Origin of the sequence: Rhizobium sp. BK251, from assembly GCF_004345245.1 — a bacterium.
Taxonomy (GTDB): domain Bacteria; phylum Pseudomonadota; class Alphaproteobacteria; order Rhizobiales; family Rhizobiaceae; genus Rhizobium.
This window is the reverse complement of sequence record NZ_SLUQ01000006.1, coordinates 460,626-475,014: the sequence shown is the minus strand read 5'-3', so window position 1 is coordinate 475,014 and position 14,389 is coordinate 460,626. Positions and strand designations below refer to the sequence as shown.

Genomic DNA, 14,389 nt, shown 5'->3' with positions numbered 1-14,389 from the left:
GAAAGCACGCCCGAATAGGACGCAGGCGGGTTGAAAAGCCTGCCCGGATCGCCCGCCGCCGAAATTCCCGCAAGGATCATGTCCCCAGCAAGAACACAACTCAGCCCTTGCCGTTTCAGCAGAACAAGTAGTTTACTGCTGGCGAAGCGCGGTAACCGCCAAGCGTCTGAACCGTGGCGACAACTGCGCGTTTCGTACTGGGTATCAGCCGGGAGGGCGCATTGATATACGATGTCGTTGTCGTCGGATCCGGTTTCTCCGCAATCGCCACCGTCTGCAATCTCATTGAGCTCCTGCCTGCATCATCCGCTATCGCCGTCATTGGCGACGATCCGGGCTTTGGTCGCGGCACTGCCTATCGCACGGAGCTCTATCTGCATCGTTTGAACGTGCCGGCGGCCCGGATGAGCCTGTTTCCCGACCGGCCGGATGCCTTCGTCCAGTGGTTGTCCGAGCATGACCGCTCGCTGAGTGCGGGCGACTTCGCGTCCCGTAATGACTACGGGCTCTATGTTCGCGACACGCTGGCGTCACTGCTGAGGAACAGAAAGTCGCGTTGCAGGGTCGATTTCATAAAAGCCAAGGCGACAGGCTGTATGGAGCAATATCGCAGCTCGTTGGCGTTCTTCCTGGACAATGGCGACGAGATCGCGGCGCGCAGCGTCGTTCTCTGTCTCGGGGTCGGCAATGCGAAACTTCCGGTCGATCTTGGCCACCTGTCCGCCGCCGCCCGTACGCGAGTCGTGAAGAACCCATGGCGCCTCTCCTGGCTCCATAAGGTGGGGGCGAAGGACAGGGTGTGTATTCTTGGGTCGGGGCTCACGATGATCGATCAGGTCCTGGCTTTGTCCGCTCATGGTTTCGAGGGGCAGGTGGACGTGCTGTCGCGGCGCGGTCTGGCGCCGCATGGCCACAGCCGAAACCCGCATCATGCTGCATCGATCGATATAGCGGCCTTGCCGACACGGATGAGCAAACTCCTGCGATCACTGCGGGACGAGAGCAGGAAGACGGGTGACTGGCGAGACGTCATGGATGGATTGCGTCCGCAAACCCAGGCTCTGTGGCAACGCCTGGACAAAAGCGAGCGCGCACGGTTCCTGCGCCATGCCTTGCCTTGGTGGAACATTCACCGCCACCGTGTCGGCCCTGAAGTTTTTCAACGTTTCCAAGACCTTGTCCACGATGGCAAGGTCGTACTCCATGCCGGGTACCTGCAGGAAATAGAAGAGACTAATGACGGGTTGCGGCTCCGATACAGGGCAAGAGGCCGCAAGGATGTTCTGTCGCTTGATGCGGATTGGGTGGTGAACTGCACGGGAATGGAGCGGGCCGGCATCGACCATTCTCCGCTGTTGAGAGAGATGCTCCGCCAGAAACTTATCTCTGCCGACCCGCTCCGCCTCGGTATTGCCGTCGACGGCCAATCCCGCGTGTCTCGCTCAGGCGAGGAGAAGGGGGTGCAGATCCATGCGGTGGGAGCGCTGACGGCTGGACAATTCTGGGAAATCACCGCAGTACCCGATATCCGTGTGCAGGCCAGACAGGTCGCGCAGGTCCTGGCAGGTGCGTCGCCCCCAGTTTCGGATGCCAGACAGTTCTAGACCGGCCGAGGGAGTTGCGACGCATTTGTCGCAACTCCGCATTTGCAAATTAGGCTGCGCGGGCGTCGATCTGTGCCCTGTGGATGGCGACGATCTCGGCTTCGTCCTGCAACGCCTTTATGGCGGCCGGGCGGGCGTCGATCCTAGCCTTCCAGGCCGCGAAATTTTTCAGATGACCGATGTCCACCCCGGAACGACGAACCCAAAGGGTCGCCCAGGCATAGGCGTCGGCGACGCTGAACTTGTCGCCAAGGAGATAGGGTCGCCCGTCGGCAAGACGATCGTCCAGAACCTTGTAGGCGGTGAGCAGCTTGTTGGTTGTGAACTCGATACCCTCGACGGTCAGGAGCTTGCGCATGAGCGGAATATGCTTCTGGGCAATTTCCGTCGCCATGAAGACGAGCAGTTGGTCAAGCTTTGCACGCTCGAGCGTGCCGTGAGCCGGGATCAGTCCTGCCTCGGGATGCTGGTCCGCCAGGTAGGAAATGACGACGGTCGTCTCCGCCAATATCCCCTCTTGATTGTCCAGCGACAGCGCCGGGACATAGAGGAGCGGATTGACCTTGGCGAAGTCATCGCCATTTGAGGCACTCCTGCCGAAGACGTCATAGTGGACGATCTCCGGGGTGAGGCCGATTTCGTTGGCAATGAGCTGGACGGCGCGGGAGCAGGTATCGTCAGCAATATAGAGTTTCATGATCTGGTTTCCTTTTTGCGGAAGTTGATGTCGATGACGAGAGGCTATTCTGTCGCTCTCTTCGGATAAATCCGGCGAGACGCGATGCTCTGTCGCTCCTCGGGAGACAATCGTGAGCCGTTATTGCATTCGTGGTGTGCGGGCCGGTGCTATCTGTGTCGAAGGCTCGAAAACGCAGCCCGCACTTCGTTCGTGAAGATCTTCGGTTGCTCGAAGGCGGCGAAGTGGCCGCCCTTGGCCGTCCGGTTCCAGTAGACCAGCTTGCTGAAGGTGCGTTCCGACCAAGATCTCGGCGTCGTGAAGATCTCGCCGGGGAAGACCGAGACGCCGGTCGGAATGTCGACCGGGATCGAGAAGAAGGTCAGATCGGCATTCTCGGCATACATGCGGGCCGAGGAGGCGCCGCTGTCGGTGATCCAGTAGAACATGATGTCGTCAAGCATCTGGTCGTAGGTAAGGACGCTCTCGGGATTGCCGTTGCTGTCACTCCAGGAGGCGAACTTCTCGTAGATCCAGGCGGCTTGGCCGGATGGCGAGTCGGCGAGCGCATAGCCTATGGTTTGCGGCCGCGTGGCGTGGATCTGGAAATAGGCCGAGCCTTCGCCACCGAAGCGCTTCACCTGATCGATCGCGACCTGTTCTTCTGGTGTCGGATTGGCCGGAAGGGGTTCGGGAAGACGAAGGGCAGGTTGACGTGCATGGCCCTTAGGCCGTTGACGCGCAGCAGGCCCATCTCGGTGGTGATGACGCTGCCCCAATCGCCGCCCTGGGCGACATAGCTGTCATAGCCGAGGCGGTGCATCAACGTGTTCCATGCATGGGCGATGCGGGTGCGATTCCAGCCCTTTTCGGCCGGCTTGTCGCTGAAACCGTGGCCGGGGATCGATGGCAGCACCACATGGAAGGCGTCCTCGGCCTTGCCGCCATGGGCGGCAGGATCGGTGAGCGGTTCAATCACCTCAAGGAATTCGACGATCGAACCCGGCCAGCCATGTGTCATGATCAGCGGCAGGGCGTCCTCATGCTTCGAGCGGATGTGCAGGAAGTGGATGCCGAGGCCGTCGATCTCGGTCTTGAACTGCGGATAGCCGTTCAGCCGCGCCTCGAGACGGCGCCAGTCGTATGCAGTACGCCAGTATTCCACCAAGGCCTTGATCTTGTCGAGCTGGGCGCCCTGGGAGGCGTCAGAGACTGTTTCGCGCTCCGGCCAGCGGGTCCGGGCAAGCCTCAGTTTCAGGTCGTCCAGATCGGCTTGGGGGACGTTGATTTTGAAGGGCACGAGTTCGGTGTCGGAGGCGGACGCGCCGAAACTCGGTAGCGGTGCGAGCGCCACGCCGACCAGCGCTGCGGCCTGCATCAATTGTCTGCGGGAAAGCGACAGATCGCTCTCGCTGTTGAAACCGAAGCCTGTATTCAAGCCAAACATGTCTTCATCCTCTGTTGTCGGAGCCGGCAGTCGGTTGGCCGCCGTGCACTCTGGGACAGATGTGGCTTAGGACGTTGATGCGATAAACGCCGGGCAATGCGACGCTCTGTATCCCTCGGAGCGATAAAGGTACTTGATGGATTATTGTGGCAGGGGAGACAGCATGTCGGTGCTGGCTGACTTTATCGCCCGTGCGTGGATGTGGATCATGGCTTCCAGTCCAGCCATTGGAAGATGCCCGATGGGCCGCTCCCAGATGATGATTCCGGAGGAGGATCATCCGATCTGGGGGCGGCCCAACCTTTCGCGGCCTTGGCTGCCGGCGGTGCATCAGCTGTCTGGGCGATCTATTTCATCATTCTGCGGGCGAGCCGAGCGTTTCCGCCTGCTCCTCGTCCGCTGCCGTTGCATTGCCGAGCAGTCCAAAGACGACCGCGGCAGCGAGGAGCGTGATGGTGATCAGCACATAGATCAACGCGTCGAAAGCGATGCCATAGGCCGTTGCCAGGATCTTCGGCGCAATTCCCGGCAGCAGGTCGGCGGCCCTGGAAAGATCGCCTGTCGCAAGATGCCGGGCGGCTTCGCCGATCCCGTCGGTCGTTCGGCCATCCGGCATTGCGTGCTGGAGGGTTGACGAGGCGAAAGCAGCAAGGATTGCATTGACCATGGCGAGCGTGATGCCCTCGCCGGCCACCTTCGTCGTGTTGAAGATGCCGGTCGCCATGCCGGCGCGCTCCTTCGGAACGACGGTGATGGAAAGACCGTCCATCAAACCCCAGGGCATGCCGGCGCCGATGCCAATTAACAGGAGCGGCGCGACGAGCGCTGAAGCATGCGCGCCGATCTCGATGCGGCTCAGATAGAAGAGGCCGGCGGCAGCGATCAGCAGGCCGGTGCCTGCAAGCGTGCCGGCGGCAATTCGGCGGGCAAGCGTTGCAGCAAGCAGCGGCACGACGAGCATCGGGGCCGAGAGGGCGAGCATCAGCAGGCCAGCTTCGATCTCGCTATAGCCCTCGATACCGACGAAGCGCAGCGGCAGCAGGATCAAAAGCACGACATAGGAATAGGTCGTGGCGATCGGCAGGACCTGTACGCCGACGAAACGGGCATAGCGGAAGAGCGAGAGATCGAGCAGTGGCTGCCGCACACGGTTCTCCAGCAGGACGAAAGCCGCAAGCGATGCGGCGGCGCCGACAAGGAGCGCCAGGACATAGAGGCTCGTCCAGTCATTTGCGGGGCCTTCGATCAGGGCGAAGGTCAGCAACGAAAGCATCGCGGTGAATGTCGCTGCGCCGTACCAGTCGAAGCCGGCTGCATCGGGATTCTTCGATTCCCTCATGCGCGGGATGGCAATCAGCAGCGATAGAGCGCCAATCAGCGTGCCGGAAAGAAAGATCGACCGCCAGCCGAGGCTTTCGATGAGGAAGCCCGAGAGGATCGGGCCGAAGGCAAGGCCGAGGCCGAAGGTGGTGCCGATCATGCTGAAGGCGCGGGTGCGGGCATGGCCCTCAAATTCCTGGGCGAGCGCCGCCGATCCACCGGCAAGCGCGGCCGCAGCGGCAAGTCCCTGGACCGCGCGCAGGGCATTGAGGATTTCCAGCGAGGGGGCAACACTCAGGGCGAATGAAGCGAGGGCGAAGAGCGTGACGCCCGAAAGGAAGATGCGCTTGCGGCCGAAGACATCGGAGAGCGCACCCGCAGTCATCAGGAAGCTGCCGAAGGTCAGCATGAAGGAATTGGTGATCCAGTTCCTGGCTGCGGTACTGCCACCGAGTTCCTGGCCGATTGCATGGGTCGCCATGGCAGCGCCGGAGAAACTGAGCGGCAGCACAAGCGCTGCCAGGCAAACGGCCAGCAGTACGGAGATTTGCCCCTGACTGGCAGGGATGCCGGATTTTCTTGTCATGATGAAAACCTCTTAGATGGTTCTGCGGTCCGACCGACCGCTTCGCATGACAAGGTGTGATTTCGCCTTGCGGCGATAAACGCCACAACACGCGATTGTCTGTATCCCATTGGGCGACAAATATTGCTGGCCGAGGTTTGTATGGAGCCACCTCGATACGACAAAGAGCCATTGCTGCTGGCCCATTGTCGTGCGTCTCAGCTCCTTTCAGCCTCCGAGGCGCCGTGCTATCGACGTGATCGTGGGTGCTTGTAGATCAAGGAGCGACAATGGCGCTGACTTCACCGCCGATCCATGACATCGCCACCTTCGTCGCGGTGGCGCAGCATGCGAGCTTCACGCGCGCTGCCGAGCAGCTTGAGACCGGCAAATCGAATGTCGGCAAAGCGGTTCAACGGCTGGAGCAGCGGCTTGGGACCAAACTCTTCCAACGCACGACCCGTGCGGTCCGGCTGACGGAGGACGGGGAAACCTATCTGGAGGCGGCGCGTGTCGCCCTGGAGGGGCTGAGCGAGGCGGAGATCGCGCTCGCGGCACGAAGGGAGCAGCCGGCGGGCCGCGTCCGCATCGATGCGCCGGTCGGACTAGGCGGGCTCTTCATTCCGACCCTGTCTGAGATCCGTGGGAAATATCCGCTCGTCACCATCGAGTTGTCCTTGACCGACCGCCAGTCGGATGCCGTCGGCGAGGGATGGGACATCGTGGTGCGTATCGGCTCGCTGCCGTCGGAGGGCGAGATCACGGTGCGCAAGCTCTGCGATTTGCGGCTCGGCCTTTACGCTTCTCCCGCCTACCTTGCTGCGCGCGAGCCGATTGCATCCATTCGGGATCTTCTTGTGCAGGAGGCCATTATTTTCCGGGCCGGATCGGGCCGGCTTCGGCCATGGACGATCTTCGAGGGGCCGCATACTTCGGAGGTCTCGCCGAATGCGAGCATCGTCGTGTCCGATGGGCGGTCGATGATCGACGCAGCGAAGAACGGTCTCGGCATCGCCCAGATCTTCGACCGCGTGGCCCATCCGAATGTCCTGTCCGGTGAACTGGTGAAGGTACTGCCGGAGGTGGACGTCGACGGTCCGCCGGTGCACGCGCTGATCCCCCTCGGGCGCCGGATGCCACCAAAAACACGAGTCGTCCTCGATCATATCGCAGATGTGCTGAAGGCCCCGCTTCAGGAGCAAAGCCCTTGACCTGGGAATGCTCGGCAGCGTTCTGCAGAACCATGTGCACGATGACGGCGTCGCCGCTGCAGCAGGCGGACAGACGCGGCCTGCTTGGAGAAACAAGCGCACGTAATGCATCCGGAATCGGAGACGCGGCGACCTTCTTCCTCGGCAGCGCCTTGCGCTGAAATCGTCGTAAGGATCAATTCATCGGCTATGGACAAAAGCGACTTGGAAGCTATCTCCGGTCGAGCCCAATCCAATCCGGAGAAATCCCAATGTCAGAATTCGTGGTGCTTGGTTTCGACGCTCCCGACAAGGCGGACGCCATTCTCAATCGTCTCGTCCAACTGGAGAAGGAATATCTCGTAGATCTTGAAGATGCAGTTGTCGCTGTCCGGGACAGTTCTGGCAAGGTTCGCCTCAAGCAGAGCGTAAACCTTGCGGCGGCCGGGGCCGCAAGCGGCGGACTGTCGGGTGCCTTGTGGGGAACGCTGGTGGGCTTCCTGTTTCTCAATCCGCTGGCAGGCATGGTGCTCGGCGGGGCTATTGGCGCAGGATCAGGCGCACTTGCCGGCTCCATGTCCGACTACGGCATCGACGACAATCTCATCGAAAAGCTTGCGGAGACGATCCCCGTGAACAGTTCCGCGCTGTTTCTTCTCATTCGCAAGATACAACCCGAGAAGGTGCTGGAGGATTTCAAGGGCGAGCACGCCAGCGTGCTGCGCACCTCGCTCTCCCCTGAACAGGAGCAACGGTTGCGGCATGCGCTGGCTGCCGAGGCAGTTTCTTCGAGTGGCACGGAAAGCCCGGCCGCGGCAACGGCCTGATCGACACCCGTAGCGCGGCTGGCCTTCCGGCTCCAGTGGTGCCGTGCGGGTTCTAGCCGATAGTTTTGAACTCCAGAAAGTTGGCGCGGCGCCCGCATGCCGTGCCAACCTTCGAGCGCGAAGGACGGCCCTACGGCGAGGAAACGGGCCTTTCGAGCGCTCGATCAGATTCCGGTCGTGGCATCATCTATCGCGTGCTGCGAGATTTCACCGCTACAGCCATTTGGGAACGTCAACGCGTTCATAGCGGCGAAGCTGGTCGATCAAGGCGCTCGCGTCGCTATTCACCGAGATCGAGTGCCGATGCGCCGCCGGCAGGAACTTTGTGGTGACCATATGATCGATGAACTCCAGAAATGCCGTGAAAAAGCCGGCGGAGTTCAACAGACCGACCGGCTTGTCGATCTCCGACAGCTGGTTCATGGTCCAGACTTCCATAAGCTCCTCGATGGTTCCGATCCCGCCCGGAAGGGCGATGAAGGCATCGGCAAGTTCTGCCATTCGCTCCTTCCGGCTGCGCAGGGTTGGTGCGATTTCATGCATGGTCAGGCCCGCGTGCGACTGGCCGCGCCGATGGAGACTTTCGGTAATGACGCCATGGGCCTTGCCGCCCGATTCAAGAACGGCATCGGCGACGACGCCCATCAGGCCCTTTGTCGTGCCGCCATAGACGAGCGTTATTTCCGCTTCGCCCAACGCCCGGCCGAGCGACCTGGCTCCATCAGCGAACTCCTCTGATGCGCCGAAGTTCGATCCGCAGAACACTGCGATGGTCTTGATTGAACGTATCGTCATCTGGCAGCTTTCTCTTTTTCCGCGGACATTCGATTTCTCAGCGCATTACCAGTCGGCAGCGTTCCGGGATAGTCGTCCCAGTATCGGCACTTGAACTCTTTCGCGGGCTTTACTCCCGTTAAGGCCAGAGCCCCGAGGGCTGGCTCAGGCGCAGAGCATCGAGAAATGCGCGCGCAATTCCTGATCCGTCCTGGCTCTTGTTTCCGCGACGGCGGCCGGACCGGCGCCTGTCCCCTGGACGGAAAAGAATGTCAGGTCGTGCAGTCCGATGGTGCCGAGGATGGCCTTCAGGTAGGGCGTCAGGAAATCCGGCTGGCGGGCCCGCTCCCCCGAAAATCGCCCGCCTGAGCTAATGGCAACGAAGATCGGACGGTCGCGGAGCGTGCCGACTTTGCCCGCCGCGGTGACATTGAACGTCCGGCGAGCCCTGACGACGTGATCGATCCATGCCTTCAGCGCGGAAGGTACGGTCAGATTGTGCATGGGCGTGCTGATGACCACGAAATCCGCGCTCTCCAACTCCCGGATCAACTCCTCGGACTGGGCCATGGAACCCTTCCGGGAGACGTCTTCGGATGATGATTGCGAAATCGCGTAATCTTCGTCGAGATGCGGTATGGCTCCGCCACCGACTGTCCTGTTGATCACTGTCGTGTCCGGGTGCTTCGCCAACAAGGAGGCGATAATCTTTTGAGAGAGCCGGTAGCTCTCGGCCGCTTGCCCGCGGGGGCTGCAGCTGACATGCAGGATCTTCTTCATCCATCTAGTCCCTGGTTTCATCGCCCACGCCTGATGTCATGAATCGTTGGGCGTGCGAGGCCCGGTCCCAAGCGCGAGACAGGCCATCACTTTATCGCCGCGATGGCCTATGCCCTAGATCCATGAAAGGTGCTTCCTACTGAGCCATGATCGTCAATGATCTCGGCGCATTCGCGAGTGGACCGAACGCGGGAGGCTCATCGAAAGCCGCCTCGGCGCGATGGTCGCGCAACCTTGCACTGGCGCTGTCTCTCGATCACTATGGCATAGCTATTTCTAGATCCTCTGTGAAAATGACTAGACCATGACCGTCGTGAAGCCCGATATCTCGCCATTGGATCCGGCGGCCGCCGAGCCTTTCTACCGGCAGATCTATGACCGCTTTCGCAGCGCGATTGCCAGCGGGGTGTTGATGCCGGGGGACCGCATCCCTTCGGCAAGGGCGCTGACCAGGGAACTGGGTCTGGCAAGGGGCACGATCGAGGCAGCATATTCCCTGCTGGCCGCCGAGGGCTACATTCAGGCCTGCGGTCAGGCCGGCACGATCGTTTCGCCGGACCTCAAACCGCGAATGCCGGCATCAATGCCGGTCCCGCCGTCCGACAGCAACTTGGCTGGAACAAGTTTTCGTCCCGACTCGATTTTGCCCTTCCAGATGGGGTTGCCTGCGCTCGACGCCTTTCCGCGAAAGATCTGGGCGCGCCTTGGTGCACGATGTGCGCGTGCCATGCAGCCGGCCGACATGGTTCATCCGGCCGTCTACGGACTACCGGCCCTGAGGTCGCAGATCGCCGCCTATCTGCAGGTTTCGCGTGGCATCAACTGCTCGCCATCCCAAATATTCGTGACGTCTGGATATCGCCATTCCATCTCGCTGATCGCCCACGCCCTGCTGAAGGCTGGCGATCGCGTCTGGCTGGAAAATCCCGGTTACCCGCCGACGAGAGACGTGCTCGGGCATATGGATATTGCGCCGGCGGCGATACCCGTCGACCGCGATGGCATGGTCGTCGCCGAAGGGATCAGGCTGGCGCCGCGAGCGCGCGCGGCAGTGGTCACGCCTGCACATCAAAGCCCACTCTGCGTGTCTCTGTCCCTGCCTCGCCGCCTGGAACTGCTGGACTGGGCGGCCCGCAACAATGTCTGGATCATCGAGGACGACTACGACGGGGAATACCGCTATGTCAGTCGGCCGCTGCCAGCGCTGAAGAGCCTGGATAGGGATGGGCGCGTGCTCTATGCGGGCACTTTCAGCAAGGTGCTTTTTCCAAGCCTGCGGCTTGCCTATCTTGTCGTGCCCGAAGCGCAGGTCGCGCGGTTTGAGGAAGTCATGCAGGTCTTTGCGGGAAGCAGCCCGGAATTGACGCAGCAGGTCGTCGCAGCCTTCATAACAGAGGGGTATTTTGCCCGTCATATCCAGCGGATGCGCAAGCTCTATGCGGAGAGAAGGAACGCCACGGTAGCCGGCCTGGAACATGCATTGGGCAAGCAGATGCGCATCGATTCTCCACCGGGAGGCATGCATCTGATCCTGCGGCTGCAAGGCGAAGGATCGGATCGCCAGCTTGTTGCGCGCATGCGGGAAGAGGGCCTTTACGCCGAAGCACTGACGGATTGGACGGTGCGGGGCGATGGCGAGCAGGCCCTGCTTCTCAACTTCACGAACATTCCATCCGAGAGCGTCGCCGAGAATTTCGGGCGCCGCATCGCAAGGCTGATCTGAGGGGGAAACGAGAGGGATCATGGTCTAGTGCCGAAGAGCATTCATGGCTCTTCTTAAGTAGACCAAGATGCGTGACGATCATGGCCTTCATTCGTGAAAGGAAATCGCCATGATCAATCGCATCGACTACGCAAAGGCCTCCCCCGAAGGTTTCAAGGCTTTCGGCGGTGTCTACGTCACACTTCAAAAAAGTGGTCTGTCGAAGGAACTGGTAGACCTTGTCTATCTGAGGGTTTCGCAGATCAACGGCTGCGCTTTCTGCATCGACATGCATTCACGCGATCTGCTCAAGTCCGGCCTCGCGGTGGACAAGCTCGTGCTGGTACCCGTGTGGTATGACGCGCGCGACGTCTTCAGCGCCCGCGAACGCGCTGCCCTCGCCTGGGCCGAAACCGTGACACGTGTTTCCGAAACTGGTGTTCCCGATGCGGACTATGCCGCCGCCGCGGCTGAATTCAGCGACAAGGAACTCGCCGATCTCACCTATGCGATCGCCCTGATGAACGCCTTCAATCGGTTCGGGATTTCGTTCCGCACGACGCCGGCCGCCGCGGCCAAGGGCTGACGCACGGCGCAGGTGGGCGCGCGCGACATGCTGGAGCCTGTTCGCAAGCGCCTGCTTTCCGTCTGCCCGACAATAAACTCTCGCACCAGAGCTCGTATGGCCACTAAGGCCCGGCGAGCTTAGAATGGAGACTTGGCATATGGCATGGGCACTCCTCGGCTTGGCCGGCATTCTCGAGATCGCATTCGCCCTCAGCATGAAGTCATCAGACGGTTTTACGCGTCTGATCCCCGCGTTGTTGACGGTGGCGACCGGGCTATCGAGCGTCTTTCTTCTTTCCCTCTCACTGCGAACCTTGCCGGTCGGAACCGGTTATGCCGTCTGGACCGGTATCGGTGCCGCCGGCACCGCGACCGTAGGCATCGTGGTGCTGGGCGATAGTCTGGCACCGATGAGGCTGCTATGCATCGGCCTCATCCTGGCAGGAGTGATCGGGCTAAGGCTGGTTTCCGGGAACTGAACCGAGCAGGGGTCTTCCAACGAAGACCCCAATCAACGGAAGCGAAGATTTGCCGCCGACAGATCACCGACCGATGAGCAGCCCATTAGCTTCATGTCGCGCTCGATTTCCGTGCGCATTTGCAGCAGGGCACGCTCCACACCGGCCTGGCCGGCGGCGGCAAGTGCAAACAGGTAATAACGGCCGATGCCGACGGCCTTTGCGCCGAGGGAGAGCGCCTTCAGCACATGGGTACCGCGCTGGATGCCACCGTCGACCATGACGTCGATCTGGTGTCCAACTGCATCGACAATCTCCGCTAGTTGATCGAAACCGCTTCGGGATCCGTCGAGCTGGCGTCCGCCGTGATTCGACAGAACAATGCCGGTGCAGCCGATGGCGACGGCCCGCTTTGCATCCTCCACCGTCATGATCCCCTTGAGGCAAAACTGGCCTCCCCAGGTCTGGACCATTTCGGCGACATCGTCCCAGTTCATCGCGGGATCGAGCATTTCCGTGAAGTAGCGGCTGATCGACATGGTTCCGCTGCCCATGTCGACGTGGCTGTCGAGTTGCGGCAGCCGAAACTTCTCATGAGCGAAGTGGTTGATGGCCCAGGCTGGCTTGATGGCGAACTGCGCCATGCCGGCAAGGTTCAGGCGGAAGGGAATGGCAAAGCCGGTTCGCTTGTCTCGTTCCCGGTTGCCGCCGGTGATGCTGTCGACAGTGAGCATCATCACCTCGACACCGGCCTGCTTGGCTCTCGCCATCATTTCCCGGTTAAGGCCGCGATCCTTGTGAAAATAAAACTGATAGACCTGCGGCGCGCCGCTGATGCTACGCGCTTCTTCAAGACTGACCGTGCCGAGCGAAGAAACGCCGAACATCGTACCAAACTTGCCTGCGGCTCCGGCGACGGCGCGCTCGCCATCGTGGTGGAAGAGCCGCTGCAAGGCGGTCGGGGAGCAGTAGACGGGCATGGACAGCTTCTGGCCCATGACGGTGACAGACAGGTCGACGTCACTCACACCCCGCAGGACACTCGGCAAGAGATCGCAGCTCTCGAAGCAAGCCGTGTTGCGCCGGTACGTGACTTCGTCGTCGGCCGCGCCGTCGATATAGTTGAAAATAGGCCCGGGAAGGCGGCGTTTTGCAAGGCGGCGAAAGTCATGAAAACTGTGGCAGTCGGAAAGGCGCATGGTCACGTCCGGTTTCGTTACATCATTCGATCGTCAGGCTTCGTAACATCGATCGAGGATGGATGCAGCAGTATGGCATTGCAGAATATTCATTCGCTATGCAGGCCTTGGATCTCAAGCCTCTGCGATCTTGATGCACATCGGCGTTCCCGTCTCGATGCACCTGCCGGTGTCCCTCAAGCCGCCGGTGACGGCATCCCTTTCGAAAATCGTGATCCTGTCGGAATCCTGGTTGGCGCAGAAGACATGTCGGCCGGAGGGAGAAATCGCAAGATTGCGTGGCGTCTTGCCTCCACATGGAAAGATGCCGGCCGGTGCCAGCTCGCCCGTGTCCGGCGAAACGGAAAAGACGGCGATGCTGTCATGGCCGCGATTCGAGCCATAGAGGAAGCGGCCATCCGCGGAAATCTGGATATCGGCACAATGGTTGCCGCCGAGATCCGCGTCGGGGACCGCCTGTACGACGTTGATCGGTGAAAGGCGGCCCGATTCGCGATCCACGGAGAAGCTCGCGCAGGTCGAATTGAGTTCGTTCAGCACGAAGAGGAAATGTCCGCGCGGATGAAGGGCCATATGGCGTGGGCCAGCGCCCGGCGCGCATCTTGTTTCGTATAGGCGAAGCAGCTTGCTGTCCTCGGTGAGGCGATATGACGTCAGCGTGTCGCAGCCGAGATCGGCAACGACAAAGACGTTGTCTCCAATTTCGATGATGCTGTGGGCGTGGCTGCGTTCTTGCCGCTCGTGGTTCGGCCCTGCGCCGACCTGTCGAACCGAGGCGATCGGCGGTTCAAGGCCCATTTTGTCGGTGAAAGGATAGATCACCAGCGATTGATCCGGTCCACCGTCACCCATCGAATAGTTGACAACCAGCAGATGGCGGCGGTCCCGCGTGATAAGGTTCTGTGCCGTGATGCTCCCGAGCGCGGGCTGCATGTTGATATAGTCGAGGGCGTGCGTCGCCTTGTCGAAGGAAAAGGCACTGACGAGACCCTCCTTCCAGCCGAAGACCTCGGAATTGGCGTAGACGGCACTGCCATCGGCGCTGACGGAGAAAAACGTAGGGTTTTCTATATCCTGTGCCTCGGCCAGTCTTTTCGCTTCCAGGGTTTCGGCGTCGAACCTGAAGACGGTTAAGCCTGTCCCATTGGCTGCGGCAAAATAGGGCGCCGGCCTGTTCAACGACCCCACGAAGAGAAAATACGTCTCGCTCACCTCGACCTCCCGCTTCGAATGCGCGCCATTGTCCCGCACTAGATCGCACAATCAATGTCACTTGCAAA

The 14,389-nt window shown here is 60.8% G+C and carries 14 protein-coding genes; 6 read left to right on the top strand and 8 right to left on the bottom strand.

Annotated elements, in window-relative coordinates; genetic code table 11:
- Positions 1–221: 221 nt before the first annotated feature.
- Entirely contained in the window at positions 222–1,604 is a 1,383-nt protein-coding gene (locus EV286_RS17780; protein WP_132958538.1) for an FAD/NAD(P)-binding protein, read from the top strand.
- Positions 1,605–1,653: 49 nt separating this feature from the next.
- On the opposite strand, the gene EV286_RS17775 is transcribed toward EV286_RS17780, so the two are convergent.
- The 4 genes from EV286_RS17775 to EV286_RS17765 all read right to left on the bottom strand — a co-directional run bounded on the left by EV286_RS17775 (position 1,654) and on the right by EV286_RS17765 (position 5,633).
- A complete protein-coding gene (locus tag EV286_RS17775) occupies positions 1,654–2,301 on the bottom strand; it encodes a glutathione S-transferase C-terminal domain-containing protein (RefSeq protein ID WP_132958466.1) in 648 nt (215 codons plus the stop codon).
- Between the two features lie 149 nt (positions 2,302–2,450).
- Positions 2,451–2,921 carry a hypothetical protein gene (locus tag EV286_RS32870; protein ID WP_348633557.1) on the bottom strand — a complete coding sequence of 157 codons (471 nt, stop codon included), beginning with the start codon at positions 2,919–2,921 and terminating at the stop codon, positions 2,451–2,453.
- Positions 2,918–3,727, bottom strand: coding sequence for an epoxide hydrolase (locus EV286_RS32865; RefSeq protein ID WP_348633556.1), 810 nt, complete (start codon positions 3,725–3,727; stop codon positions 2,918–2,920). The genes EV286_RS32870 and EV286_RS32865 overlap by 4 nt, the downstream gene beginning before the upstream one ends.
- 355 nt (positions 3,728–4,082) lie before the next feature.
- On the bottom strand, positions 4,083–5,633 hold the full coding sequence (locus tag EV286_RS17765; protein WP_132958465.1) for an MFS transporter: 1,551 nt from the start codon (positions 5,631–5,633) through the stop codon (positions 4,083–4,085).
- A 269-nt stretch (positions 5,634–5,902) separates the two neighbouring features.
- Between EV286_RS17765 and EV286_RS17760 the strand changes: the two genes are divergently transcribed.
- Together EV286_RS17760 and EV286_RS17755 are read left to right on the top strand one after the other, a co-directional pair.
- Positions 5,903–6,823 (top strand): LysR family transcriptional regulator, encoded by a 921-nt coding sequence (locus EV286_RS17760; protein WP_132958464.1) that lies wholly within the window; start codon positions 5,903–5,905, stop codon positions 6,821–6,823.
- A 251-nt stretch (positions 6,824–7,074) separates the two neighbouring features.
- Positions 7,075–7,629, top strand: coding sequence for a DUF1269 domain-containing protein (locus tag EV286_RS17755; RefSeq protein WP_132958463.1), 555 nt, complete (start codon positions 7,075–7,077; stop codon positions 7,627–7,629).
- A 213-nt stretch (positions 7,630–7,842) separates the two neighbouring features.
- On the opposite strand, the gene EV286_RS17750 is transcribed toward EV286_RS17755, so the two are convergent.
- Both EV286_RS17750 and EV286_RS17745 read right to left on the bottom strand, forming a co-directional pair.
- Positions 7,843–8,424 carry a TIGR00730 family Rossman fold protein gene (locus EV286_RS17750; RefSeq protein WP_132958462.1) on the bottom strand — a complete coding sequence of 194 codons (582 nt, stop codon included), beginning with the start codon at positions 8,422–8,424 and terminating at the stop codon, positions 7,843–7,845.
- 144 nt (positions 8,425–8,568) lie between these two features.
- Positions 8,569–9,183 carry an NAD(P)H-dependent oxidoreductase gene (locus tag EV286_RS17745; protein WP_132958461.1) on the bottom strand — a complete coding sequence of 205 codons (615 nt, stop codon included), beginning with the start codon at positions 9,181–9,183 and terminating at the stop codon, positions 8,569–8,571.
- 304 nt (positions 9,184–9,487) lie between these two features.
- On the opposite strand from EV286_RS17745, the gene EV286_RS17740 reads away from it, so the two are divergent.
- From EV286_RS17740 to EV286_RS17730, 3 genes are all read left to right on the top strand, one after another.
- Positions 9,488–10,906: a PLP-dependent aminotransferase family protein gene (locus tag EV286_RS17740; RefSeq protein ID WP_132958460.1), complete on the top strand. Its 1,419-nt coding sequence runs from the start codon at positions 9,488–9,490 to the stop codon at positions 10,904–10,906.
- A 109-nt stretch (positions 10,907–11,015) separates the two neighbouring features.
- Positions 11,016–11,471 (top strand): carboxymuconolactone decarboxylase family protein, encoded by a 456-nt coding sequence (locus tag EV286_RS17735; RefSeq protein ID WP_132958459.1) that lies wholly within the window; start codon positions 11,016–11,018, stop codon positions 11,469–11,471.
- 139 nt (positions 11,472–11,610) lie between these two features.
- On the top strand, positions 11,611–11,931 hold the full coding sequence (locus EV286_RS17730) for a multidrug efflux SMR transporter (protein WP_132958458.1): 321 nt from the start codon (positions 11,611–11,613) through the stop codon (positions 11,929–11,931).
- A 32-nt stretch (positions 11,932–11,963) separates the two neighbouring features.
- Here EV286_RS17730 and EV286_RS17725 read toward each other — a convergent pair whose 3' ends face one another.
- The gene (locus EV286_RS17725) at positions 11,964–13,109 is read right to left on the bottom strand and encodes an alpha-hydroxy acid oxidase (protein WP_132958537.1); all 1,146 of its coding nucleotides are present in this window, start codon (positions 13,107–13,109) and stop codon (positions 11,964–11,966) included.
- A gap of 114 nt (positions 13,110–13,223) precedes the next feature.
- Positions 13,224–14,321: a lactonase family protein gene (locus tag EV286_RS17720; protein WP_132958457.1), complete on the bottom strand. Its 1,098-nt coding sequence runs from the start codon at positions 14,319–14,321 to the stop codon at positions 13,224–13,226.
- Between the last annotated feature and the right edge of the window lie 68 nt (positions 14,322–14,389).

Coding starts and splice junctions, on each gene's coding strand:
- EV286_RS17775 (WP_132958466.1), bottom strand. CDS start 2,301: ATGAAACTCTATATTGCTGACGATACCTGCTCCCGCGCCGTCCAGCTC.
- EV286_RS32865 (WP_348633556.1), bottom strand. CDS start 3,727: ATGTTTGGCTTGAATACAGGCTTCGGTTTCAACAGCGAGAGCGATCTG.
- EV286_RS17765 (WP_132958465.1), bottom strand. CDS start 5,633: ATGACAAGAAAATCCGGCATCCCTGCCAGTCAGGGGCAAATCTCCGTA.
- EV286_RS17760 (WP_132958464.1), top strand. CDS start 5,903: ATGGCGCTGACTTCACCGCCGATCCATGACATCGCCACCTTCGTCGCG.
- EV286_RS17755 (WP_132958463.1), top strand. CDS start 7,075: ATGTCAGAATTCGTGGTGCTTGGTTTCGACGCTCCCGACAAGGCGGAC.
- EV286_RS17750 (WP_132958462.1), bottom strand. CDS start 8,424: ATGACGATACGTTCAATCAAGACCATCGCAGTGTTCTGCGGATCGAAC.
- EV286_RS17745 (WP_132958461.1), bottom strand. CDS start 9,183: ATGAAGAAGATCCTGCATGTCAGCTGCAGCCCCCGCGGGCAAGCGGCC.
- EV286_RS17740 (WP_132958460.1), top strand. CDS start 9,488: ATGACCGTCGTGAAGCCCGATATCTCGCCATTGGATCCGGCGGCCGCC.
- EV286_RS17735 (WP_132958459.1), top strand. CDS start 11,016: ATGATCAATCGCATCGACTACGCAAAGGCCTCCCCCGAAGGTTTCAAG.
- EV286_RS17730 (WP_132958458.1), top strand. CDS start 11,611: ATGGCATGGGCACTCCTCGGCTTGGCCGGCATTCTCGAGATCGCATTC.
- EV286_RS17725 (WP_132958537.1), bottom strand. CDS start 13,109: ATGCGCCTTTCCGACTGCCACAGTTTTCATGACTTTCGCCGCCTTGCA.